Raw genomic sequence first — 23203 nt, forward strand, 5'->3', positions numbered from 1 at the left:
CGCCTCCTCAGCCGACCTTGCCCGTGGTGAGGACGCCGCGGGCAGCCGCCAGCACCTCCTCGCTGAGCTCGTCGTCGTCGATGGCGCGGGCCAGGGCGACGGCTCCGATCATGAGCGACAGGCTCGCCAAGGCCCGCTGCCGCCGCCGTTTGGCCAGGGCCGCAGGAAGCAGGCCGGTCATGCGCTCGATCAGGTCGCGGGCACCATGGAGGAACCGCGCCCGCATCGGAGAACCGGGCGCTTCGCGCGACACGTCATTGACCATGGCCGCCAGCGGACAACCGACCCCCGGATTTCGAACGTGACCGAGGGTCAGGTAACCAGCCATCCATCCGTCGAGATCGTCGGGGCGCCAGTTCTGGTTGGCGGCCAGGTCGAACGCCTCGACCGCCAGAGCCTCCTTGCTGGCGAACTGGCCGTAGAAGCCGCCATGCGTCAGACCCGCCGAGGCCATGATATCGGCGACGCCGACGCCGTGCAGACCGCGCTCGCGGAACAGGGCGGCGGCCACCTCGACGACCCGCTGCCGGTTCAGCTTGGCCTGCGCCTGTGACACCTTCGGCATCGTGAGATCCTCCTGCGTGACGTCCCGATATATAGATGATCGTCCTCATGCAAAAGAGACATCGTGACACCCCCGGGACGGACGATGAGGGTCGCCACCTCACCCGCCGTCCAACGGGCTCACCGCAGGCGCGATAAGATCTGCTCGGCGAAGCGCCGCATCTCGGCCTCGAACGGCTGGAACTGCAGCATGAACAGGTCGATGCCGGCCTCATGAAAGGCGCGGATGCGCGCGGCGACGGTCTCGTAGCTGCCCACGAGCCCGGCCGCCGTGCCGCCATTAGTGCCGACATGCTGGGTCGCTGCCGCGTCGGTCTTGGCGAACATCACGCTCGCCGCATCGGTCCGGGCTCTCGTGGCATTCCGCAGCCCCTCGTCACGCCGCGCCAGGGCGAGGAGCCGGGCATGTTCGGCCTGGGCCTCGGTATCCGTCTCGCGGGCGATGACGAATGCCGACAGGCCGTAGCGCAGGGGCGCGTTGGCGGCGGGGCGGCGCGCCACGTCCGCGATCAGGGCTTTGACGTCGTCGAGAGGCTGTCCGTTGATGAACCAGACATCCGCCCGCTCCGCCGCCAGGGCGCGGGCCGGCTCGGATTCGCCGCCGAGATAGATCGTCGGGCGAGGCCGGAAGGTCCCGGCCGGGCGCAACTGGTAATCCTCGACCTGGAAATGCCGGCCCGCATGGGTCACGCGCTCGCCCCGCATCAGGCGGTCCACGAGGCCGATCCATTCCTGGCCATAGGCGTAGCGTTCGTCATGGGCCGGGAAGGGCAGGCCCGCCCGCTCGAACTCGGCCTTGTTCCATGCATTCACGAGGTTGAGGGCGAAGCGCCCTTCGCTCACATGCTCGATCTGCAGGGCCATCTTGGCGAGCACGACCGGATGGTAGAGCCCTGGCTTGATCGCCGCGATGATCTCGATGCGACAGGTCAGGGCGGCGAGCGCAGCGGAGGCCGTCCAGGCTTCCAACTGGTCGCGCTCGTCGTCGTAAGGGTTCGCCGTGTGCTGGGCCACCAGGACCGCGTCGAAGCCGAGCGCCTCGGCCTCCAGCACCAGAGCCCGGTTACGCGTCCAGCTGGCATCGTCCGGCTCGTCCGGATCGTGGTGGGACGCGCGCGAGCCGTGGACGGCCGCCCAGATCCCGAAGCGGGGTGCGTCACTCATGGGCCTATCGTCACCCTCTCGACGGGCGGGCTCGTATAACGCCGGCCGCTCCAGCGGACGAAGGCGTGGGCCGGCGGCGGCCAATCGGCGTCCAGCCTGACGCGCGGCGTGTCGTCGGTCATCATCGTCTCCAGAACGGAAAAAGCGGTCCGGCGCGAAACGAAACCCAGATCAAGCCACGACGAAAGCTTGGTCTCGACTGCGGATCGTCAACCCGTCCGATGAGGAACCACGTTGACGTGGCATGTCTTAGCGAGACGAGTTACACGTTCGCAAGAAAATGGTTTTTTGAATTTCAGTGCTTTTGCGGACGATTGTTTCCCGGCTCCTTGCCGGCAAGCCGGCGACGCTTGCCGTCGTCGAGAGGTGCAGAACGGTAGCCCGGTCTCAGGTAGACCGATCGGATGGCGCTCGGCCGCCGCATCCTCGATCACTAATCAATATCGATTGATCGTCATTCTAATATATTCTAGCCATATCCATGTTAATACAAACATATATCAGATTTATAAAAGTAATATAAGCAACAAATTCATAGATTAATCAACATATAGATGAGGTCTGATCCTAGGTTTAAACCAAGGACATAGCCCCAAACACCACTGCTCCGATCAGAACGACTTCCATCGCAACGCGACAGACCAAGATGGCTTGGAGGGCCAAGTGATCGGCAAAATGACGACTCGGCTCGGGCAAATGTCCCTTGTCGAAATGCTGCATTGCCAATATCGCTCCGACGCAAATTACCGACTAAATTTCAACGATTCATAAACCATTCCGTAACCTTTTAAAGACCCGACGCCGATACACTTTAAAGTTGAATGTATAGATACTAAATCGTGCTGTTGTATGGCGACACCTCATAATGAGGCTATTCCGCCGCTAGCATCATCGGATCGCCACGAATATGTTTAGATCGACACTGGATACAGGCGATCACTCACTCGTAAGACGATAGATTGAGTGGCTATTTGAACACGTGTTTATCAACATACCAGCGACCGGCGCAGCAAGCGGCCGGTCAAAGTACATCATCAGGCCAGGACACTTCGGCAGCGATGCATTCGCGCATCCCACGAGCGAAGAACGATCGGTTCAGGCTCGGCGATAGGACGCGGCAAAAGGCTGGCCGCTCGGCGTTGACCAAGGATAGGGGTATCGGGGCGAGATCTAACCGTATGACTATCGTTACGGCGGCGGACGATAGGCTCGCAGGGGCAGATCTGGAGACAAACGCTCTTCCGTTTCCACGCTTCTGGACGCGGGTTTGGGGGCGGCGACGGGAGCCGTGGGCGCGAGAGCGGGTGCGGTATCAGTAATGTACCGCGGTGCCCCGGAGGCGGGACCGGCCGGAAGGGGCACGGTGGCGGTGCCGGCGGCGGGCTGTGGAACGGTCGGGACGCTGCGCTCCACGGTGGGCGACGGGGGCGCCCGCCGGTTGTCCTCGGCCTTCTGAGCCCGCGCGTTCGGCCGCTCCATGGCTCCGGGAGGCTGCGGATCCGCCTTTACGGGTTTCTCGACTGCTTTCGCGGCCTGGGCGGAGGGCCGCTCGCGCCGCGCCTTGGGCGCGGGACGGGTCGACACGCGCGCTCCGCCGTCATCGCGTCCGGCGCCGATGGAGAGGTGCATGCGTTCGACGCCGGAGACGAGATCCGCCAGGGTCGCGGTGGCCGTCCGGCACAGGCTGACCCGAAGGGACGCCGCGCGCTCGGTGCTGCCACCGAACAGGCTGTCTGGAGCCGATCGCCCGCCGGAGCGTGGAGCGAGGTCGATCCATTGCCACGCGTAAAGGCAGTTGCTGCCCACCGCGAGGCCCACGGGGCCGTAGGCGTTCCGCTTGGGTACGGTGGACACGCGCATGACCTCACCGGGAAAGCGGGCCAGAAGCTCCGCGGCGATCCCGAGGCGCGTCGGCTTTCCCATGGACAGGGCCGGGCCGAAGCGCGAGCCGGTTTCGGTGCCGTTGCGAACACTGATCTCGGCGTAGTTGCGCGCCCCCCCGGCATAGGTGACGCGCTGGGCGTAGCCATCGCGAAACGCGGTCTGCGCCACATCCGCGATGCGGCCCGCGCCGGGGATCTCGACCACGGACTCCGCCAGCGCCGCCCGTGTCGTGAGCACCAACGGCAGGAGGATCAGGGCGGCGAAAACGCCGGATCGCGGGGCGGCTGCGGACCGATTGGAGCGGATCATGGACGTTGCATCGAGCTCGGCGCGGTGTCGGGGTTATCGTAGCCGCGGTTAGCGGCCGGAGAGTTGGGCAAGGTGAAGCGGTCCGTCTCCGACGCCGCCCGTTCCTGCGGGGCACGGGTTCGCGCGGCCTGCTGGGCTCGCCACATCGTGCCCTCGCCCGGCTCCGACAGGGTAGAGGACCGTTCCGAGCCATCATAGCCCGGCATCAGGTTGAAGCCATAGCTCTCGTAGGGCATCGGCCCCGCTCCGGATACCCGGCGCGCCACGAGCGGCATGGTCTTCGATACGGGCGGCTCGGCGAGGAAGGCCCCGTCCTGCCGATCCGCCGCCACCCGCGCCAGGGACGGGGGAGCGTAGCGCAGGGGGTTCTCCGCCGGCACCGCGAGGGGGAACTCGCTGCGCTGGACCGGCAGGGGCTTGGCCTGGCCGTCCCCCGACGAATCCGGTTTGGGCACCCGGCCATAGGCGGCGGTGTTCCGCGCAGGCGCGGCCGGGGCGGAGGCGGGGGCGGGCGCCCCCGGTGCCGGGCGCCCGCCCTGGGGCGGGGATGCGTCCGCCGTGGCCGCGCAGGCCAGGGGCGGTCCGGCCGGTCCCTCGCGGAACAGCAGATCCACCACCTTGGGGAACAGGCCGTCATAGCGGTTGACGATCGTGAGGTAGTCCTGCTTGCGCTTGAGGCGCTGCAGCGACAGGGCATAGCCGGTCACGGCGGATTCGCTCGGAAGCCAGGCCACCGCGTGCTGGAACCACTCGAGCGCAGCCTCGAACTGGCAGGAATTGTAGGCGTACCAGCCCAGCGCCTCGGCCCCCTCCCCCGACGCCGTGGCCAGGGTCACCTTGGCGTAGCGGTTGATCCGGTCGAGATCGATGAAGCTCGGATTGGCCTGTGTGAGCTTGCGGCCCATGAGGTCGATGAACAGGATGCTGTTGCCGACATATTTGTCCCGCCAGGCATAGGCGACCTCCTCGGCCTCCCGCAGCATCCCGAGTTCGCGTAGGGTATGAGCGAGGCCGTGGGCGATCATGGCATCGCCGCCACGGGTGATGGCGAGCTTGAACCAGTCGAGGGCCGCCCGGAATTGGCGGTGGTTGTAGGTGTACCAGCCAAGCAGCCCGGTCTGGCTCGAATCACCGGAGGCGCGGGCATAGGCCTGGAACGCGGCCATGTCCGCCGGGCTCGGCTCCTGTGCCGGCGCGCCGTGGAGATCGGCGACGATGCGGGCGCGGGTGATGTCGTTGGCGATCGCCTTGAACTCGGAGCCTCCCTCGGCGTCTGTGCGCCCGATGGCCAGGAGCTTCTCCGCCAGGGCCATCGGCAGGGTCGACATCGCCTTCTGGATCGTGGCCAACCGCACGCTGGTGTCGTTGCTTGTGTCGAGCACGGTCTTGTAGAGGGCCAGGGCCTCGTCCGAACCGGCCGCCCCGCCTTCGGAGGCCAGGGCCTCCGCCGTGGTCCAGTAGCTTTCCACGTCGCTGGGATCGAGGGCGGTCGGGTCGGCCCGGTAGAGGGTGACGATGTCCGCCGTCTTGCGCGCTGCGGTCAGGGCTTTCAGGCGGCTGCGGAAACTGGCCCGCAGGAGCTTGCGCGACAGCTCGTCGGAGGGGCGCCAGTTCGGGGCGGCGGCGCGTCGGGCCGCGATCGCCGCATCGAGGTCGTCGAAACGCCCGGCGGTGAACAGGTCCCAGAGCGGCGCTTCTTCCGGCGGGCTCGGCTGGAGGGTGTCGAGATCGGTGGGCTCGACCCAGCCGGGATAGAGCTGCTTCAGCCGGGCGGCCTCGGCCTTCATCCGCGCCGTCTGCTTCTGCGACGCGTAGTAGCGCAGGGCGCTCTCGTCGACCATGCCGGCGGCGGCGGAACTGCCGGGCACGGCGATAATCGCGGGCGCACGCGCCGTGTCGTCCGGGTTCTCGGTCTGCGCCGTTGCCGGGGTGACGAGGCAGAGGCCGGCGAGGGAGACGCCGCACAGCAGCGCCAGCCCGCGCGCGCGCGCCGTCGAGGAAGCGGTGGCCGGCCTTTCCCTCACGCGGATCACCGTGCCGGACATGACAGGTTCCTCATCTGCAGCGCCACCATCGACAGGAGGTGCAGCGTCGTCGGGTAATAGTTCTCGTTCCCCTGCGGCCGTCCGAATCCGTCGGGCAGCGGCGTGCCCTTCCTATCGCACAGGAGAAGCGCCGACAGGGCCGTGTAGCCGCTCTCGCTCAAGGACTCGACCGTCCGGCCGTCGGCGGTATCGACGATGGGCAGGCGCTCGCGGTCGGGACCCGACCAGAGAGCGACGAAGGGTTCGTAATCGCTGGGGCGCCCGACCCCCGCCCAGACCATGTAGAGCGGGATACGGATGGCGTTGTAGGAAAACAGCGGCGGGAAGCCGTCCGCCGGACGTGGCTCGTCGCCCTTCAGGGAGATCCATTCGGTCGGGAGTTTGGCCGTACCGAAGCGGGAGCGGCGGATCAGGTTGAGGCCGCTGGCGGTGAGGGCCGCCCAGTCGAATTCAGGGGCCACGATGGGGAGACGGGCGAAGGCTGGGAACACCCAGTAGGAGAGGTTGATCAGCGGCCCGTCCGCGCGCTCCGCGGCGGAGAAGCCCGAGACCGCCGGCAGCAGCAGTGCCCCGTTCTTGTCCTTGAACAGGATGGTCTTGCGCGCGACCTCCACGGCCATGCGCCGCGCGGCCACCCGGTACGAGGGTTCGTCCCAGGCCTCGGCCGCCTCCGTGAGCGCCCAGGCGACGAGGACATCGCCGTCGGAGGCATTGTTGAGATCGGCCACGGCCGGCCGTTTGCCGGGCTCCCAGCGCCAGGCCATCAGCTCGTCGGAGCGGACCATCAGGTTGGCGCGGGTCCATCCCCACAACCGTTCGAAGGTGACCCGGTCATTGGCGGCCACGGCGAGGAGCATGCCGTAGCCCTGCCCCTCGCTGTGGCTGATTAGGCCGTTGGCGGTATCCACGACGCGGCCCGCCTCGGTGACGAAGCGGGACCGGTAGGAGCGCCAGAGATCGGGGTTCTTGAGCGAGTCGACGAGAACTGTCGCCTTGGCGGCTCCGGGCATGGCATCGCCTTTCGCGCTGGGGGCGCCGGGGATCGCGGTGGCCGGCGGAACAGGCGAGGCGCCGTCCTGCGCCCTCGCGGGACCGATCCAGGAACTCACGACGGCCAGCGCGGCGCCGAGCGCCAGGCCTGAGAGGGGACGCATGGTGCGGGTCATGAGTTCTTCCGGCCGATATTGCGCACCAGCGATGTCGTCGTCAGGCCGAGGAGCAGGGCGAGACCGAGGGTGAGGGCCACGTAGATCGCCGGGTTCATCGACAGCCACCCGGCGGTGACGAGGCGGATGTTGGAGAGGGAGCGGGTCTTCGTCTCGATGAGGTCGACGTTCCGGGCTCCCACCGTCTCGAGGGAGCCGTCGGACGCATCGAGGAACGCGAAGCGCCCGTCGATCCGCGACCAGACCTCGGGATCCACGAGGCAGGCCGTCGAGGCCTTGAGCAGCAGGGCGTTGGGGGCGGTGACCACGGTGACCGACCCGTCGAATCCGCTCTGCACCGCTGCCTTCGAGGGAAAGCCCTGGGCCATGAGGAGGCTGGCGCCGGTGGGGACGGTGACGGTGGCGGGCGTCGACGGTGCCGCGCTGAACAACGCGCGGGGATCGCCGACGAGGGAATTGACCAAGGCCCCCGCCCGCTCGACGACGCCGTCCGCCGCCTCGAGGAGGGGATGGCGCGCGCGCAGGGTCTCGTCCCACTTGGTCACGAGATCCCCGTCCGACAGCCTGGCCTGGGGGGCGCGCCGCGTCTCTCCGGCCGAGGCCACGGGAGGTGCCGATACCGGCGCCGGGCGCAGGATCAGTTCGGGAAGACTGCAGCGCGGCGGCAGGTTGCGGCGAAGCCGGTCCAGGGTCGGCGCCGGTACCGATCCTGACTGACCGGGAGCCCGCGCCGTTTCCGCCCGCGCCTGCCAGATCGACTTGATCTGGTCCGGGTCGAGGCCCAGTCCCGACAGGGTCGTGGGTGACAGGGAGCGCACCGGGCCGACGACCAGGGTCGGACCGGACGAGACGCCCTGCAGGTCGCCGACGAGTTCGAAATCGATCATCCGCCCGGCGGCCCCCGCCAATCTGGCGGCGAGGGTCGCGGCGGCGGCCACCGTATCCTTGTCGAGGGTCGGCAGGACGAGACGCGGCCGGCGCTCGGACTTGACGAAGGCCAAGGCTCCGCTCGTCGTCGCGGCGAGGTCCGGGATTCGGGCCGCGCGCGCCAAAGTGGGGATCGACAGGTTCGCGCGGTCGAGGATCAGGAACCGCTCCCGCTTCGAATCCGTGGCGTTGAGGCCGCAGGTCTCGTCCGCCGGGGTGGGAACCTGAGCCATGATCGCGACCCGGTTGAGGCCCGGACGCCACCTCGCGAGGGGTAGCGGGATCGTGTTGTTCTCGAACACCTCGCCGCGGGTCTGGGCCAGGGGCACGCTGGCGGCATTGCTGCCGTTGAGATCCACGAGGATGCGGGCGTCCGAGGTCAGGCCGGAGGCGTAGGCGCCCGCGAGGTTCAGCATGACCTTGCCGTAGTCGGCGGGCAGGAAGTCGGCCGGCAGGTAGACGTCGAAGGCGGTGCGCAGGAGCCGCCCCGAGAATTCGCGGGTCGAGACGCCGAGGCTCTGCAGCGAGACCGTCTCGTCCCCCTCCATGACGGTGCCGCGCGCCAGGGACGCGGCCTTCAGGCCGGCCGGGGTGCCGTAGACCTCGCCTCCCCGCGCCAGGGACGCGATGGCCTCCTCGATCTCGGCATAGCTGGTGCCGCTGACGACCAGGGTCGGCGCCCGGTCCGGGCGCGGCGGCAGGACAACCAGCCTCGGCCCGCCGGTGGCGCCGATCGATTCGAGATCGGGCATCTCCCGCAGTTCCGCCGCCGTCCCGACGATGAGGTTGAGACCGGCCCGACCCGTCATGGGCGGGCCGAACTCGACCACGGGGCGAGCGATGCGGCCGATGAGGCCCACCGCCTCCACGGCGTGGATCATGCGTTCGAGCCGGGGCAGGTTCGGCTTGTCGTTCGCCACCACCCGGACCGGCAGGGCACCGCTGTCGTCGGGTTCGAGGGCGGGGAGATCCTTGAGTTCGAGGCTGGCGGCGGCGACCGGCGCGATCACGAGGCCTGAGCGCGACGGGTCGATCTGCGTCCAGAGCTCGTATGTGGCGTTGAGCGAGCAATCGACCCGGTGGCGCTGGCTAGCCTGCAGGGAGACGGAATTGTAGCCGAGCTTGAGGCTCCCCTCGGGTATCTCGAACTCCACCACCTTCACTGCGCCCGGCGCCTGGATGCTGGTGCGGCCGACCACGGCGCCGTTGACGCTCACGCTCAGTTCCGAGGCTTCCGGCGCCACCGAGATCGCCGACAGGTAGGAGATGCGCAGGCGCGGGCGGCCCCGCGTCTGGGCCTCCGTCAGAAAGACGGGGAAGCGCAGCGTCGCCTCCTCGCCATCCATCCGAAACCCGTCGGTGGTGGCCGCCAGGCGCCGCGCCGGGGCGATCTTGGCGACGGGCGTGTCGCGCCGGGCCTCCTCTGGCGGCGCGCTAGCGCGGGGCGGCGGTGCGTCCGGGCGGCGCAGGGCATCGCCGACGGGGGGAACCGAGAAACGCTCGGTCGGCCCCGATCCGAGAAAGCTCTGGGCTTGGCTCGCTGGCCCCGGCACGATCAGGCCGAGGGCGATGAGGCAGGCGAGGACGCGAACGGACTGCATGGCGATCTCCCTCACGTCCGCACGAGCGGGTCGCTGGACCCGCGGTTCGCCTGCTTTCCGGCTCCTTCGAGAAGGCGGTCGTTCTCGAATTCCAGCATCAGCCGGACCCAGTCCGTGGCGGCCTCGCTGCCGGGAATGCGGCTCGATCCCTGGCGGACGACGAGGGGATTGTCGGATGGGCCGGGCGGGGGGGTGGGAGGCGTGTCTCCGGGAGCGGTGAAGGGCGCCGGACGCTGGGCCAGGAGGGGGGCCTTCGCCTCCGGTTTCGGCAGGACGGCGGGCGCCTTGGCGGCCTTGGTTGCGGCCTCCTCCGTCGAGGCGTGCCCGGCCTTGAAGGCATAGCTCGCCGCGCGGAACGGCTCGACCAGGCCCCACCAGATCAGTTGCAGCGTCCCGGAGAGAATGTTCTTGTGCCGGCGGCGGCTCTGCTGGAAGCGCAGGAGAGCGCCGGCATCGCCGTACATCAGGCTCGCCAGCGCCCCGTAACCCTTGGGATCGAGGGGCTGGAACTGCAGGGTGACCACCATTTCGTCACCCGATTGCGTGATCTCGCCGATCTCCACCGGCAGCGGGACCTGCACGGGCGCACCGTCGATGGGAACCACGGAGAGCTGCCCCATGCGGTGGGTGCTGCCGGCTCCCGGCGGCAGGCCTTCGGCCCCGAAACGGATGGTGCAGCCCAGCGCCGAGGCGCGCTCGATGGCCACATCAAGGGCGCGGCCCCCGAAGACGAGGCGTCCTTGCCGGTCGATCGCCAGCGAAGGGCTCGCCTCGGTGGTCCGGCGCTCGGCCGCCACGCCGAGGGCCACGCCGGCGGTGAGGAGGTTGAAGAAGTTCCACAGGCCCACGACCAGCATCAGGTTGGTGACGCCGGGCTCGAACAGGTAGCGGTAGAGGGCCGTGCCGCAGCCGATGAGGAGAAGGCCGTAGACCGCGAAATAGGGCCAGGCCATGGGCGAGAGATGGTCCTGGTCGAGGGCGGCGCCCTTGGCCGTGACGTTGAAGGTCGGCTTGCGCGGCGACACGATCACCGAAATGATCGCGCGGAAGAGATAGAGGCCCTGGACGTATTCGTAGAGCTCCGAGACGAACGGCCAGCGGAACTTGCCGTAGACGTAGTTCTGCATCATCAGGTTGATGACGATGTAGGTCGCCGTGTAGGCGATCGACTCGTCGACGCTGGCCACGAAGATCTTCAGGTCGAAGAAGATGTGCAGCATGGGCGCGAACATGAAGATCATGCGCGGTACCGGGAAGAACCAGAACGTCATGCTCGACAGGTAGGCGAGCTTCTGGATCGGGTGGAGCCCGCGCTTGAACAGCGGGTTCTTGAGCATCAGGATTTGGAACATGCCCTGGCACCAGCGCGAGCGCTGGCCGATGAAGGCCACCAGCGTGTCCGGCTGCAGGCCGGCAATGAGGGGCGTGTCTACATAGATGCTGTTCCAGCCCCGGGAATGCAGCTCGAAAGCGGTCTCGCAATCCTCGGTGATCGTCACGCCGGAGAATCCGCCGGCCTCGTCCAGGGCGCGCCGGCGCAGGAGGGCGGCCGAGCCGCAGAAGAACGACCCGTTCCACTTGTCGAGGCCGCGCTGCGTTACCGAGTAGAACATCTCGTTCTCGGACGGCATGCGGTCGAAGGTGCGCAGGTTCCGCTCGATCGGGTCCGGATTGAGGAAGGCGTGCGGGGTCTGCACCAGGAACAGGCGCGGATCGGCGGCGAAATGTCCGATCGTCTCCCGCAGGAAGGAGCGGAACGGAACGTGGTCCGCATCGAGGACGACGATGATCTCGCCCTGGGAATGCTTGAGGCCGTTGTTGAGGTTGCCCGCCTTGGCGTGCTGATTGCGCGAGCGGGTCAGGTAGGTGACGCCGAGCGCCATGCACAGGGCCTGAAGCTCGCTACGCCGCTGGATCGCCTCCTGCGCCTTGGCCGGGTCGGGATCGGCGCATTTCTGGTCGGTGCCGCCGTCGTCGAGCAGCCAGACGTGGAGCTTGTCGGCCGGGTAGTCGATGAGCTTGGCCGCCGACAGGGTGGTCGAGAGGATCCCCGCATCCTCGTTGTAGCTCGGCACGAAGATGTCGACGGTGGGCAGGTCCTCGGGCGCGCCCATGCGCGGCGTGCTGCGACGAAGCGGATCGGCGTTGATGATGAGGCTGATGAAGAGGATGAAGACGCAGTAGAGTTCGCCCAGCAGCAGGACGAGGCCGAACCCGAAACTCACCGGATCTGACGGGGACGGCAGCGTGTTCGTGACGCGCCAGAACATGTAGCGCAGGACCACCAGGCTCCCGAGGGCCAGGAAGACGAACCGCGCCGGCGGATTGTCGAAGAAGATCCACAGCACGATCATCGCCGCCATGGCGCACAGGCTCATGGCGAGTTGATCCTGCGTGCTGATCGGCTGACTCAGCAGAGCGAGTACGGCGACCGTGGACACCAGCCACACGGTCCAGCGCAATGCAGATCTCAAAACGAGTATCCCTCTGGGGGCGGGCAATGGGTCGACGTAGGCAAGTATCGCGCGGCTGGATGAAGCTGTCGTGAGGAAGGATGCTTAACTTCACAAATCCCGAAACACGACAGAGCCCGGCGGGCCGCGCGCACAGAGTGCGACCAACCGGTTGCGATTATCTTGCCAGGCTCGAAATAGAGAAATCGCGTTTTTAATGTGTCGTTTTGGACAGAACCGGCCAGCTGCGACGCCGCGGCCATGCACGAGAGTGCGGTGCACCAAAAAGGAACACCGCCTGTGCGACGTCAGAACGCAGCCCGGGCCTCCACGCTGGAGTAATAGCCGGCGCCCTGGATCCGGTCCTTCACGTAGCCGACGCCCACGGCCATCTTGATCGGGCCGATGGAGAAGCCGGTGACATGGGCGCCGATGCGATACTGGGTGAAGAAATTGTCGCCCAGGAACATCACCTCGGGGCCGATATACACTCCGTCCGTGACCATGTATCCGGCGCGGAAGCGCGTGTAATAGGCGCTGAACTGCGTCGAGTAGGAGCCGTAGGCCGAGACCATCGTGTTTTCCGAGGGTCTGGCATAGAAATTCGCAGCGAGCTTGGCACCGACGCCGGTTCCGACCACCGGGTTGCCCGGATCGAGGATCGAGAGCTGGTTGCTCCGCACGTTGAAGCCGACGAAGCCGGCCAGGGCGGCATCGCGCCAGATCCACTCGTAGCCGGCGCTGAGAGCGGCTTCCTGCTGATAGCCGTCAACCCGCTGGCCTACCCCCTGACCAGGATAGCTGTAGGTTCCGGCGACGGCCTCGACCCGGACGCGCGGGCCGCTCTGAAGCAGGGTGCCTTCCGTCGCGAAGGTGCCGGTGACCGAGCCGAAGGCCGAGCTGTTCGAGGTCACCGCCGCCGAGGCATCCACGGCCGTCGTCCAGGCATCGTCGCGGGCGACCGGCTCGGCACCCGTGTACCAATCCGCCGCCTGTGCCTGCATCCCGCCAAGGAAGGCGGGGATGAGGACAGCGGTAAGACCTGCAAAGCGGTTCATGGCGGCACGACCCTGTTGTCCCGACGCGCCCGGCTGCATCCCTCAGCGGGTACCGTTACCATCGACGCTGGTTCCTTTATGTTGCGTCAACGTTAACTAGGGCCTAACAGCATCCGAGAATTCGCGGCCCCTCGAAACCTTACCGAAATCTTGCGTGGCTTGACTTCATTCCGTGCCGTAATCGAACGCGGACGTATCCGTCGCAGGGCGGCCGATCCCCGAACCGGGCGCCGGAGCCTCACATAAGCCCCGAACGGCGCGCGTCGCCGGGAACGGCCGGTCGACATGGTGGCAGGCAGGGGACCGGTTGTTCGACGCGCGTGATCCGCTCGACGCGCTCCCGGCTAAGCAGACTTCGCAAAAGTGGTCACCGGTTTGGCGTCCTTAAACCTGCGACACCCCAGGGATCTAAGCGAGGTGAAGCGTTGGCTTGCCAATGCGAACCTGCTCAGGCCGGCCATCGGCCCGTCTTTCGTTCGGCAAGATCCGTCGGGTCGATGCGGGCGCCGGCCCGTCTCAGGCAGCGGCCGAGGGGGCCGTCCGGGCAGCCTCGCGCATGACGGCCGCGAGGGCGGGATAGCGGAACGGCTTCTCGATATGCAGGAAGGCGCGGGCGCTCGCCGGCAACTGGCCCCCCGGACTCGCGAGAATAACGCGGATCTGGGGGTGGCGGTTGGTCATGGTCACCGCGAGCTGGAGGCCGCTCACCACAGGCATGGCCCAGTCGGCGATCATGACGTCGTAATCCTTCGCCTCGTCGATGAGCGCCAGGGCGTGCTCGGCCGAGCCGGCCTGGACGACGACGTGACCGAGATCGACGAGGGCATCGGCGAAGCTCTGTCGCACGAGGCTGTCGCTGTCGACGAGGAGGACCCGAAGGGCGGGCATCCGCGCACCGGTCTCGGACGCCTCGGTTTCCGAGGGCGCCTCTCCGGCCCGGAGCCAGAGCTCCGCGAGGAAGCCCGTGCCGCCGCTGCCATCCGAGAGGAGCCGGAAGCCGCCGCCGACCTGGGTGAGGAGGGCCGACACCGCCTTGGTCGCCTCGCTGTCGCTCGAAGGCATTTCGGCGGCATGGCGGCCCGGCGTTCCGCTGGCCAGGACGATCCGCACGTAGCGGCCGGAGGCGAGGGCGATGCCCTCGTCGTCCGTGAGCACCTTCTCGTCGGCGCCGATGGCGAACCCTTCCGACCCGATGTCGCGGACATGGAAAGCGAGATTGAGGAGGACGGCCTCCAGAACCTTCTCGCTGCACAGCACCTTGGCCAGCCCCGGGCGGACGCGGGTCTCGACCGTGGTCTGGTGCAGCACGTTGGCGCCGAGGAACGGGCCGAAGGCGGCCAGCGTCACACCGACATCGGTCTCCTGAAGGCCGGTATCGTCACGGCGCACGAAGTTGACGAGGCGCCGGGTCAGGCTCGATCCGCGTTGCGCGCCCGACAGGGCGGCATCGATCAGGCGCCCCTGATCCGAGGGAAGGTCATGACGCCGTTGAAGGGTCGCGAGATTGGCGATGACGATGGTGAGGACGTTGTTGAAGTCGTGGATCACCCCGTCCACCACCTTGCGCAGGACGGTACCAGTGCGGGATTCCGCGGGAGCGTCGCTCTCCCGGCGCCGGCGATCGATCGGAGACGCGCTGCCATCCGCCGGTGAACCGCCGACGCGATCCACGTCCTTCACGGACTCGCCGACGAATTCGCGGCTCAGCGCATGCAGGATCGTGGGCTTGGCCGTCTGAGTGTCGCCCTCGGCGCGGATGAAGCGAACGAAGAGGCGACGCTGTCCATTCTCCGCCAGGTTCCCGGTGGTGCGCAGAACGACGTCGTGTGGGCCGGGCTGATCCAGCGCCGCCTGCATCGTAAAATCCATGAGGTCGCGGTCGTCCGGGGCAATGCCGCTCTTCAGGTCGGTGAGGGCGACGGCGCGGTCTGGGACCGCATGGGCCGAACGCGTGGCGGGATCGGACCAGGTGACGCTGCCGGCATCGATGTCGATCTCCCAGTAAGTCCAGCCCGACATGGCCTCGAAGGTGCGGAAGCGCTCCCGGATGCGCGAGAGGGCCGAGCGCGTCTCCTGCAGGGCGCGGACGCCGCTGCGCTCCCGCGCGACGAGACGCTCCTCGTGTTCCACCAGTTCGGCGATGCGCGAGGGTGACGAGACGCCCTGCTCGCTTTCCCCGATCAGCTTCAGCCGCCGCACGATGCGGTCGCCGACGACCCAGCCGGCGCAGGCCGTGAGAACGCACGCCGCCAGCCACAGCGCCAGGCTGCCGTTGTCGGGCAAGGCCGCCTCGAGACTCCGCGGCAGCCCGGCATTCGGCACCCGCGCCACGGCGAGCCAGCCCGACGGGCCGAGGTCACGGAATCCAGCGCTCGGCGTCGCCTGCTCCACCACCTCCCGTCCACCGGCCGCCTGTTGCGCCATAAGGCCCGAACCGGGCCGCGCGTCGGCGCCGAGGACGAACAGGCTCATGGCACCGCCCGCGCCGCGAGACGGCCCGAGTACCTTGTCCCCGATATCGCCGAGCCACGCCTCGTTGAGGCGCGCGACGAGAACGTCGTCGCCCCCGGACACCGTCGCCGAAACCGGGAGCGCGATGTCGAAGACGGTCTGGCCGCTGCCCCCCGGGGACGGAACGGCGACGATGGCCTGGGAGGTCCTGGCCCGCAGGAACCAGGACCGGCCGGACACGTCCCGGCCGAATCCGAGATCGTTGCCGGCGACCTTCACACGGCCATTCGGGGCCACGAGGTTGAGCTCGGCATAATCGGGGCGCAACCTGAGCCATGCGCTCAGCACCGGCTGCAGTTCATCCGCATCGAGGCGCGGGGACGCCTGCTTCAGGGTGATCGCGAGGGTCTTGAGATCCTGGACGACGTCATAGACCCCGCGATCGACCGCAGTGGCGAAGCGCTGGGAGGTCTGGGCGGCATCAAGGGGCTTGCGCGCGTCGGTCCGGCCCAGGCCGGAGATCGTCATGCCGCCCGCGACGACGGCGATGCCGACGAGGGCGGAGCCTCCCGCCACCAGGGCATAGAGCGACTTCAGCGACATCAGGCTCAAGCCGGACTTCTTCATCTCATCTCACGCTGATGGTTCTCGACATCACGCCGAGAGAGCGTTCCAGACTGTCGGGCCGAGATCAAACATACCGATCAGCGTTAAAAAATCCTTTAAGCTCGACGGTTAGTGGGTTGCGATCGCTGAGGGGTTTCGAACCGAGCGGGATTTTTCGCCCGTGCGCTCCTGCGCTTACCGAGGCCGCGAGAACCGCGCCCCCTCTGTCGTCACGAGGCGACCGGGTGCACCTCATGGGCCGAGGGTGTTCCGCAGGCCCGGCAGAAGCGCTCGAAGGTGCTCTTTCGGTGGTCGCAGGCGGGGCAGCGCTCGAAGGCGCCGAGGCCGCAATGCGGGCAGAAATTCAGGCTCGGATCGTCGAGGGCGATGGGCCGCTCGCAGCCCGGGCAGGATTTCTTGGCAAGCCGCTCCAGCGCCCGGTCCGTGGCGATCTCGCCCCGGCGTTCCTCGGTCGGGCGCGTTTCCGCGAGCTTCTGCCGCTCGTTGTAGGATTGCAGGGTGCCGATCGCGGCGCGGCCGGCGATGAGGGTCACGAGCACGCCGACACCGTATTGCACGTAGCCGCCATAGCTCGGCAGATAGGGGACGAGCTCCACGAAGAACGCGAAGGTGGCCGCGAAGGCGAAGCCCCAGACGAAGGGCCAGTTGCGGCTCCGCCGTCGCTTGAGCAACAGCCAACCGGCCAGCGCCAGGAGCGGCAGCGTCAGGGCGAGGCGGTATCCGAAGACGCGCAGCTCCTGCTCCCGCTCCGCCGCGCCGAGCTTGACCTCGGCCGCCCTACGCCGTTCGCTCTCCGCCCGCGTGAGCGGCTCCTCCTGCTCGGAGAGATCGAGCCGGGCCTTGGCCAACGCTTCCAGCCTCTCCTCGATGGTCCGCTCGGCCCCCTTCAAGGCATCGAGCGCCTGCGTGCGCGCGATCAGGTCGGGATCCTGATCGACGCGCTGCGTCGCGTCGCGGGTCCTCAGCCAATTGGCGAAGGTCTCGCGGGCCGCCTCCGAGGCCGAGCGCGCGGCATCGAGGGCGAGCTGCTCCTGCTCGGTCCGGCGCCGGTTGTCGTCCTGCTCCCGGCGGATCCGCTTCAGGGACTCGGCCGCCGCCTCGTCCGTCGGCCCGTCGAGGAACTGTTCGAGGGTCTGGCGGTGCTCGACCTGCGGCAGGTCGCCGACGACGAGGGATCCGAGGCCGATGAGGAACCAGGCAAACAGGAAGGCGATGAGCCAGAGCCCGAGCGTCAACCAGCGTTCGGACAATCTTCGGCTGGACCGCATGCGATGATTCCTGTCGAAGGCCCCGCCCCCAAATCCGCGAAATCGCGGTTGGCACGCCCCGCGCGCGTGACGGTGCCGTAAGCCGGGTGTAGTCGCCTTCGACCCTTGGGAACAGACCCGAGCCGGGGCTGCTCACGGATCGGTCGCTGGGCCGAGAGGAGAACGAAAGGTCGCGCGTGCCGGGGAAAAGCCCGAGGCTTCACATCGTCGGACTGGAGCGGGCGATCGGGATCGAACCGACGACATTCAGCTTGGGAAGCCTTGGTAGGCCATTGATTTCGTTGAACCTTGTTCCTCGTCGCATAGCGACGAAGGGAACATATCGTGGGTGCAAAAACGAAGAACGCCGTCGCGGGGGTGAAGGCCCGCAACGGCGCTAAACGGAAGGTCTCGACCAAGAAACCCGGCAGCAATGATACGGCTCCGGCCATCTCGTTGGCAAGCCGCATGGTGGCTGTCATCGGCCGCGATGGAACGGTCGTTGGGCTCTTCCGCCGCCCTGCCGAGGTGCGTGCTTTCCTGGTGGGAGGCTGCGCATGAGCGACCTTCGCCCCATCGCGACCATTCGGAAAAACAACTCAGAGGAGATCCGGATCAGCCTCGCGATCCGCGACGGCTACAGCCTGATCGACATGCGGGTGTTCTCCGCCCCGCGTGGCACCCACGGTGAGCCGATGCCGACGAAGGCTGGCATCTGTGTGAACCAAGCGAAGCTGTCCGAGCTGATCCAGGCGCTGCAGGCCGCCGAGCGGGAGTTGGCGCGATGATGCCGGCCGTTCATGACGTCGTGCCGCCAAGCACGATCGAGGCGGAGCAGGCGTTGCTCGGTGCGATCCTGACCAACCCGGAGGCGCTGGACCGCGCTCGCGATCACGTCCGGGCTGAGGACTTCTTCGAGGACGTGCATCGGCACATCTTCGGTGTGATGTGCGAGCGCCGCGATGCCGGCGACGCCATCGACTGGAAGCTGATGAAGGCCGCCCTCGGTGATGCCGATCTCGGTGGACTGACCGCCGGCGCCTACCTCGCTCGCCTGGCATCAGAGGCCATCACAGTCGTTGGTGCGCCGGGGTACGCCCGGATGATCGCCGACGCCGCTCAGATGCGGACGGTGCTGGAGACGGCGCAGGCCGCAGTCGCGCGGATGACGGACGGTTCGGTTCACAGCCCGGCCGACTATGCCACGCACATGATCGAGCAACTCGATGAGGTGGCCAGCGCTGGCCTCGCCGAGCACGCCCGCCGCGTCACATTGGGGAGCAGCGTCGCCAGCGTTCTCGCCCGAGTCGAGCAGACCCGGCAGGGGCTGGCCCCTCGCGGCGCCCCCTACGGTCTGCCCAAGCTCGATACCGCCACCCTCGGCATGCGGCCGGCGCAGTTCATCGTGCTCGCCGGTCGGCCCGGCATGGGTAAATCGACGGTCGCCTTGCACATCGCCCTCGCTGCCGCTCGACGCGCCGGCGCCGTTGGCTTTTTCTCGCTCGAGATGGGGGCCGACGAGCTCTCGGAGCGGGTGCTCGCTGCCGTGGCCTACGATCCGCGCTCGCAGGAGCCGATCACCTATCGCGCCATCGCCGAGGCACGCAGCCTTTCGCCGGAAGCCATGTGGCGCCTGCAGGAAGCTGAGAAGGCATGCGCCGACATCCCCCTCTGGATCGAGCCGCAGTCCGGTCTCACGCTGGCGCAGATCGCAGCACGGGCCCGTCAGATGCGCCTGCGCGCCGAGCGTAGGGGCATCCCGCTCGCGGCCATCATCATCGACCACATCGGCCTGATCCGGCCATCCAAGCGCTACCAGGGCAACCGGGTTCAGGAGATGACCGAGATCACCACCGGTCTGAAGGGGCTGGCCAAGGAACTCGGCATTCCCGTCATCGGCCTGAGCCAGCTCAACCGCGAGGTGGAGAAGCGTCAGGATAAGCGCCCGCAGCTCTCGGATCTGCGCGAATCTGGATCGATTGAGCAGGACGCCGACGTGGTGCTCGGCTTGTACCGGGAAGCCTACTACCTCGAGCATAAGGCCGACCGGACGGACGACGAAACCATTCGCCTGTTCAACTGCCAGACCGAGCTCGAGATCGAGATCCTGAAGCAGCGGTCCGGGCCGACAGTCCGGCTCACCTGCTTCTGCGATATCGGGTGCAACGTGCTGGCGGAGGTGGCCCGATGAGCCAGCTTCCGACCATGCCGGTGGGCGTCGACCGGTATCTCGCCGATACTGCGCACCTGACGCTCGAGCAGCAGGCTGTCCATTTCAGGCTGCAGATCTATGCCTGGCGCTCGCCGGGATGCTGTCTGGCAGATGATGACGCGATGCTCGCCCGCATGCTCGGCATCACACCGAAGCGGTGGGCCTCGCTGAAGCCGGCCGTCATGGCGCTCTGGACCCTGAAAGATGGCACTTGGATCAACGATCAGGTCGCTCGCGAGCACGAATTCGTTACGGGTAAAATCGAGAAGAAGCGCGCCGCCGGGAAGCTTGGCGGAAGACCTAAGTCGTTGAAAAATAACGATCTGGAGAAAGCATTAGGTTCTGAAAACGAAAAGCAGAACGAAAGCGAACCGAAAGCAGCTACAGCTACAGCTACATTAACCCCTAAAGTCCCCAAGGGGACGGAGCCGGACGGCTTTGCCGATTTCTGGGCTGCCTATCCGAAACGGGATGGCGACAACCCCCGGAAGACGGCTCTGCGAGCCTACGCCACCGCGCTCCGCAAGGGCGCCGACCCGCCGCAGATCCTTCGAGCCGTTCGAGCGCATGCCGCGGATCTCACTGCCAAGGGCAAGCTCGGCACGGAGTTCGTGCCGCAGGCCTCGACTTGGCTGAACCAGGAACGGTTCGAGCGCTTCACTGCGATGCCTAATCCGGCCGGGCGAGAAGCGTCCGGGCCCGACACGTTCCTCGCCGGCATCTCGGAGGACGACTGGCGCGGCCACGTCAGGCGCTGGCGCAACAACGGCGGCCAGTGGCTGCTGGGGCAGCGCACACCGCCGCCCGATCACCCCGACACCAAGGTCCCGAAGCACATCCTGGCTGAGGCTGGCCTCGGTGCCAGGCATCTTCAGGGCGAGCCGGCTCAGATGACAGGGACAGGCCGATGAGCAGCCCTGAAAATTCAGGCCTCACCGCTGCGGCTGAATTTTCAGCCGTTACTTTTCAATGGCTTAGCCGGCCCGTAGCCGCTCCCCCGTTTTGGGGACCGGTAATCTGCGCTCCCCGAATCAGGGGAGCTCACCGGTTGATTCCCCGCGCTGGGTGGATCATCGGGGGTTTTGGTTTCCGCCAGATCGGGCGGAAACCCTCAAAGCAGTCGACAGCTGGAGCACGACGCAAAATTGCGTTGTCTTATCTGGCATGGAAGGAAATCTCTGGAAGGTCCGCAATCCGACCGGTGCAAAACTGCGTCGGCCGAACCAGCCTCGGCGAGTTGCCCTCGGCCTTTGAGCTACCGGCCGCTGAGGGACGGCCCCCCAGACGTCCCGCCGGTGCCGGGTGGGCTGCTGGTGAGCGTGCCGCCAATGTTCACGTCGGGCGTGCTGCCGGGAACGGACGCCGGGCTCGGATTGCCGGGAATGGCATCGGCAGGACGGCTGCTGGAACCGCTCGCCCGCGGGACCGGGCCCGGCTCCATGGATGGCGTCATCACGCCGGTGTTGCCCGCGCCTCCGGTGGGAGCCAGCTGCTCGGCGAAAGCCGGCGCGGCCAGCATCATGGCCAGCGTGGCGGAGAGAGCGAGTTTCGTCCGTGTCATTTGTCCGTCCGTGCGACTGAAGTCGATCAGCAACGGCCGGCAGTTCGGAAGGTTCGGCGCCGCTTCGACTTGACGGCAAACGTAGCGCTGCCGCGGCCCGGCATCTGACCCTCCTCAAGACCAAACCCCGAATACCTGTTGGAGTGCGTACCCATGCTGACCCAGACTCCCAATTTCAATCAGAGCCGCCGGGCCTCCGCTTTACCCACGAACAGCCGGTGCCTGATCCCGTTCGATCGGCGAGAGGGCATGACCACCGCGGAGGCGGCTCAGCAGGCGAACCGCACCGAGCGCACGATCCGGATATGGTGCCGAGACCACGACATCGGCCGGCGGATTGCGGGCGGCCCCTGGCTGGTGTCCCGGGTCGCGCTCGCCATGTTTCTGAACGGCGATGAAGCAGCCCTTCGAGCCTATCTTGCTGGTGACCGGCAGAGCTCCAGCGTCCTAGCGTACTTCGCTGTCCACGGCCTGGAGGAGCTCACTTTCGGCTGATCTATGCACGTCGCGGAAATCGTGACGTATCGCTGTGTGTGAGTTGGGAAGACAAAGAGCCAGCAACCGACCGCTTGCGAGGCACCATGTCGAACCGCTCCTCTTATGACGCCTGCATCGCTGCCCGTCTCCCGAAGGAGATGCCGCAGCTCATCTCTACGGCAGCGTCCAATGCCTTCATCTCGCCTTCGGCCTACATTCGGCAGGCCATCGCCGAGAAGCTGAAGCGAGATGGCTATTCCCTCACGTCGACTAGCCCCGTGGCTGCCCAGATGGCCGCCTGATCCGCATCGCAGAGGAGATACTCATCATGGTCAAAGCCAAGCCCCACCAGACCGCCGCCCAGTCCAACAAGGCGACGCCCGAGAACGACCTCGCCGGCCTCATGCGCACCCGTGAGAACTTGCAAGCACGGCAGGCTGCCCTTGCTACGGACACCGAGAAGGCGATGGCGGAGCGTCGAGCGCTTCTCATCGCCGGCACCGACGCGGCCGGCATCGCCGACGCCGAGCGCCGGTGCCGAGAGGCAGAGGGCGCCGCCTTCGGAATCACTGACGCGCTGAAGGAGGTGGACCGCCTGATCGCCGATACGGAAGCCCGGATCGAGCAGGATCGTCAGGCCAACCAGCGTGAGGACGTCGCGGCCCGCCTGGAGCGCGATAGCCTTGCCATCGATGCCGCCGCCGCAAAGGTCCGGAAGGCCGTCGACGATCTCGCCAAGGCCAATGCCGCCCTGGCGTCCGCCATCAGCCCGGTCGCGGCCCCTTTGTTCGGCAAGCGCGATATGCACGGACCGCGAGACGGCGAGGCCCCCGAGACCATCGCCGCCTACATCACCGGCCACATGCTCGCCACCACCATCCCGGCGATCGAGGTCTCGGAGGCGGGTCAGAAAAAGGGGTTCGGTTGGGTCAGCCCGAAGCCCATCGAGATCACGGATGGCGACGCCCCGGCCGTCCCGCTACTCGTCACCCCCATGCGCGAACTGGCCGAGCGCATCCGCAGCGGCGAGGCAGCCACAGACCTCCGCACCTACATCGAGCCTGAGCCCGATTTCGAGGCTCGCCCGAAAGGCATGCAGGTCTATGCGCTGCAGCCGTTCAGCTATCTCACCAAGCACGGCCACGTCCCGGAGATCATCTGCGTATCGCAGGCATACTTGCCCGAACCGGTCGCACGTTTCGCCATCGCGCGAGGCGTCGCGTCCGAGACCGAGCCGTACAACTGGCGTCAGCTGCGCAATGCCGCCCGGTCAGGCCCGCAGCAGAACATCCCACTTTCGGCCTACCCGCCCATCGGCTTCGTCCTGGAGGATTGGAAGAAGGCCGAGGCCGAGAAGGCCCGCAACGCCTGGCTGGCCGAGCGACGTCAGGCAGCGTGATCACCAATCGCCGAGGGGCTGTCTCCTCCTCTCGGTGAGGTGCCCGCGGGGGTGAGGC

Annotated in this window: 18 protein-coding genes; 7 read left to right on the forward strand and 11 right to left on the reverse strand. The window is 67.3% G+C overall.

Translation table 11 applies throughout. The features are described 5' to 3' along the window. Positions 1–7: 7 nt before the first annotated feature. The 10 genes from ASF26_RS01395 to ASF26_RS01440 form a co-directional block, all read right to left on the reverse strand. Complete coding sequence (locus tag ASF26_RS01395; RefSeq protein WP_056248465.1) at positions 8–565, reverse strand: TetR/AcrR family transcriptional regulator; 558 nt, start codon at positions 563–565, stop codon at positions 8–10. Positions 566–684: 119 nt separating this feature from the next. Next, the gene (locus tag ASF26_RS01400) at positions 685–1728 is read right to left on the reverse strand and encodes an LLM class flavin-dependent oxidoreductase (protein WP_056248468.1); all 1044 of its coding nucleotides are present in this window, start codon (positions 1726–1728) and stop codon (positions 685–687) included. Positions 1729–2916: 1188 nt separating this feature from the next. Next, the gene (gene bcsN / locus ASF26_RS01405) at positions 2917–3921 is read right to left on the reverse strand and encodes a cellulose biosynthesis protein BcsN (RefSeq protein ID WP_056248473.1); all 1005 of its coding nucleotides are present in this window, start codon (positions 3919–3921) and stop codon (positions 2917–2919) included. Then, on the reverse strand, positions 3918–5966 hold the full coding sequence (locus tag ASF26_RS01410) for a hypothetical protein (RefSeq protein WP_056248476.1): 2049 nt from the start codon (positions 5964–5966) through the stop codon (positions 3918–3920). Before ASF26_RS01410 ends, bcsN begins: the two co-directional genes overlap by 4 nt. Then, on the reverse strand, positions 5951–7132 hold the full coding sequence (locus ASF26_RS01415; RefSeq protein ID WP_056248480.1) for a glycosyl hydrolase family 8: 1182 nt from the start codon (positions 7130–7132) through the stop codon (positions 5951–5953). Before ASF26_RS01415 ends, ASF26_RS01410 begins: the two co-directional genes overlap by 16 nt. After that, a complete protein-coding gene (locus ASF26_RS01420; RefSeq protein ID WP_056249725.1) occupies positions 7129–9660 on the reverse strand; it encodes a cellulose biosynthesis cyclic di-GMP-binding regulatory protein BcsB in 2532 nt (843 codons plus the stop codon). The genes ASF26_RS01415 and ASF26_RS01420 overlap by 4 nt, the downstream gene beginning before the upstream one ends. 11 nt (positions 9661–9671) lie before the next feature. Continuing rightward, positions 9672–12122 (reverse strand): UDP-forming cellulose synthase catalytic subunit, encoded by a 2451-nt coding sequence (gene bcsA, locus ASF26_RS01425; protein ID WP_200925881.1) that lies wholly within the window; start codon positions 12120–12122, stop codon positions 9672–9674. Positions 12123–12421: 299 nt separating this feature from the next. After that, positions 12422–13117 (reverse strand): cellulose biosynthesis protein BcsS, encoded by a 696-nt coding sequence (gene bcsS / locus ASF26_RS01430; protein WP_056249729.1) that lies wholly within the window; start codon positions 13115–13117, stop codon positions 12422–12424. 570 nt (positions 13118–13687) lie between these two features. After that, positions 13688–16249 (reverse strand): response regulator, encoded by a 2562-nt coding sequence (locus tag ASF26_RS01435; protein WP_056248487.1) that lies wholly within the window; start codon positions 16247–16249, stop codon positions 13688–13690. A 209-nt stretch (positions 16250–16458) separates the two neighbouring features. Beyond that, complete coding sequence (locus tag ASF26_RS01440) at positions 16459–17517, reverse strand: zinc ribbon domain-containing protein (RefSeq protein ID WP_056248490.1); 1059 nt, start codon at positions 17515–17517, stop codon at positions 16459–16461. A gap of 324 nt (positions 17518–17841) precedes the next feature. Here ASF26_RS01440 and ASF26_RS22395 point away from each other — a divergent pair, with 324 nt between their 5' ends. From ASF26_RS22395 to ASF26_RS01455, 4 genes are read left to right on the forward strand one after another with little or no spacing between them, the layout of a single operon-like run. Continuing rightward, a complete protein-coding gene (locus tag ASF26_RS22395; protein WP_156462817.1) occupies positions 17842–18057 on the forward strand; it encodes a hypothetical protein in 216 nt (71 codons plus the stop codon). Further along, the gene (locus tag ASF26_RS01445; RefSeq protein ID WP_056248495.1) at positions 18054–18284 is read left to right on the forward strand and encodes a hypothetical protein; all 231 of its coding nucleotides are present in this window, start codon (positions 18054–18056) and stop codon (positions 18282–18284) included. Before ASF26_RS22395 ends, ASF26_RS01445 begins: the two co-directional genes overlap by 4 nt. Next, a complete protein-coding gene (locus ASF26_RS01450) occupies positions 18281–19687 on the forward strand; it encodes a DnaB-like helicase C-terminal domain-containing protein (protein WP_056248499.1) in 1407 nt (468 codons plus the stop codon). The genes ASF26_RS01445 and ASF26_RS01450 overlap by 4 nt, the downstream gene beginning before the upstream one ends. Continuing rightward, a complete protein-coding gene (locus ASF26_RS01455; protein WP_056248504.1) occupies positions 19684–20619 on the forward strand; it encodes a DUF1376 domain-containing protein in 936 nt (311 codons plus the stop codon). Before ASF26_RS01450 ends, ASF26_RS01455 begins: the two co-directional genes overlap by 4 nt. Positions 20620–20963: 344 nt before the next feature. On the opposite strand, the gene ASF26_RS01460 is transcribed toward ASF26_RS01455, so the two are convergent. Continuing rightward, entirely contained in the window at positions 20964–21269 is a 306-nt protein-coding gene (locus ASF26_RS01460; protein ID WP_056249732.1) for a hypothetical protein, read from the reverse strand. Positions 21270–21422: 153 nt separating this feature from the next. On the opposite strand from ASF26_RS01460, the gene ASF26_RS01465 reads away from it, so the two are divergent. From ASF26_RS01465 to ASF26_RS01475, 3 genes are all read left to right on the forward strand, one after another. Further along, positions 21423–21764 carry a helix-turn-helix domain-containing protein gene (locus ASF26_RS01465; protein WP_244475785.1) on the forward strand — a complete coding sequence of 114 codons (342 nt, stop codon included), beginning with the start codon at positions 21423–21425 and terminating at the stop codon, positions 21762–21764. A gap of 86 nt (positions 21765–21850) precedes the next feature. After that, a complete protein-coding gene (locus ASF26_RS01470; RefSeq protein WP_056248514.1) occupies positions 21851–22048 on the forward strand; it encodes a hypothetical protein in 198 nt (65 codons plus the stop codon). 26 nt (positions 22049–22074) lie between these two features. Then, complete coding sequence (locus ASF26_RS01475; protein WP_056248517.1) at positions 22075–23145, forward strand: hypothetical protein; 1071 nt, start codon at positions 22075–22077, stop codon at positions 23143–23145. Positions 23146–23203: the final 58 nt, after the last annotated feature.

The sequence above is a fragment of the Methylobacterium sp. Leaf93 genome (assembly GCF_001422345.1).
GTDB lineage: Bacteria > Pseudomonadota > Alphaproteobacteria > Rhizobiales > Beijerinckiaceae > Methylobacterium > Methylobacterium bullatum.

Bases quoted from the DNA above. Each gene is read 5' to 3' on its own strand.
- ASF26_RS01395 (WP_056248465.1), bottom strand. From the start codon at position 565: ATGCCGAAGGTGTCACAGGCGCAGGCCAAGCTGAACCGGCAGCGGGTC.
- ASF26_RS01400 (WP_056248468.1), bottom strand. From the start codon at position 1,728: ATGAGTGACGCACCCCGCTTCGGGATCTGGGCGGCCGTCCACGGCTCG.
- bcsN (WP_056248473.1), bottom strand. From the start codon at position 3,921: ATGATCCGCTCCAATCGGTCCGCAGCCGCCCCGCGATCCGGCGTTTTC.
- ASF26_RS01410 (WP_056248476.1), bottom strand. From the start codon at position 5,966: ATGTCCGGCACGGTGATCCGCGTGAGGGAAAGGCCGGCCACCGCTTCC.
- ASF26_RS01415 (WP_056248480.1), bottom strand. From the start codon at position 7,132: ATGACCCGCACCATGCGTCCCCTCTCAGGCCTGGCGCTCGGCGCCGCG.
- ASF26_RS01420 (WP_056249725.1), bottom strand. From the start codon at position 9,660: ATGCAGTCCGTTCGCGTCCTCGCCTGCCTCATCGCCCTCGGCCTGATC.
- bcsS (WP_056249729.1), bottom strand. From the start codon at position 13,117: ATGCAGGCACAGGCGGCGGATTGGTACACGGGTGCCGAGCCGGTCGCC.
- ASF26_RS01435 (WP_056248487.1), bottom strand. From the start codon at position 16,249: ATGAAGAAGTCCGGCTTGAGCCTGATGTCGCTGAAGTCGCTCTATGCC.
- ASF26_RS01440 (WP_056248490.1), bottom strand. From the start codon at position 17,517: ATGCGGTCCAGCCGAAGATTGTCCGAACGCTGGTTGACGCTCGGGCTC.
- ASF26_RS01445 (WP_056248495.1), top strand. From the start codon at position 18,054: ATGAGCGACCTTCGCCCCATCGCGACCATTCGGAAAAACAACTCAGAG.
- ASF26_RS01450 (WP_056248499.1), top strand. From the start codon at position 18,281: ATGATGCCGGCCGTTCATGACGTCGTGCCGCCAAGCACGATCGAGGCG.
- ASF26_RS01455 (WP_056248504.1), top strand. From the start codon at position 19,684: ATGAGCCAGCTTCCGACCATGCCGGTGGGCGTCGACCGGTATCTCGCC.
- ASF26_RS01460 (WP_056249732.1), bottom strand. From the start codon at position 21,269: ATGACACGGACGAAACTCGCTCTCTCCGCCACGCTGGCCATGATGCTG.
- ASF26_RS01465 (WP_244475785.1), top strand. From the start codon at position 21,423: ATGCTGACCCAGACTCCCAATTTCAATCAGAGCCGCCGGGCCTCCGCT.
- ASF26_RS01470 (WP_056248514.1), top strand. From the start codon at position 21,851: ATGTCGAACCGCTCCTCTTATGACGCCTGCATCGCTGCCCGTCTCCCG.
- ASF26_RS01475 (WP_056248517.1), top strand. From the start codon at position 22,075: ATGGTCAAAGCCAAGCCCCACCAGACCGCCGCCCAGTCCAACAAGGCG.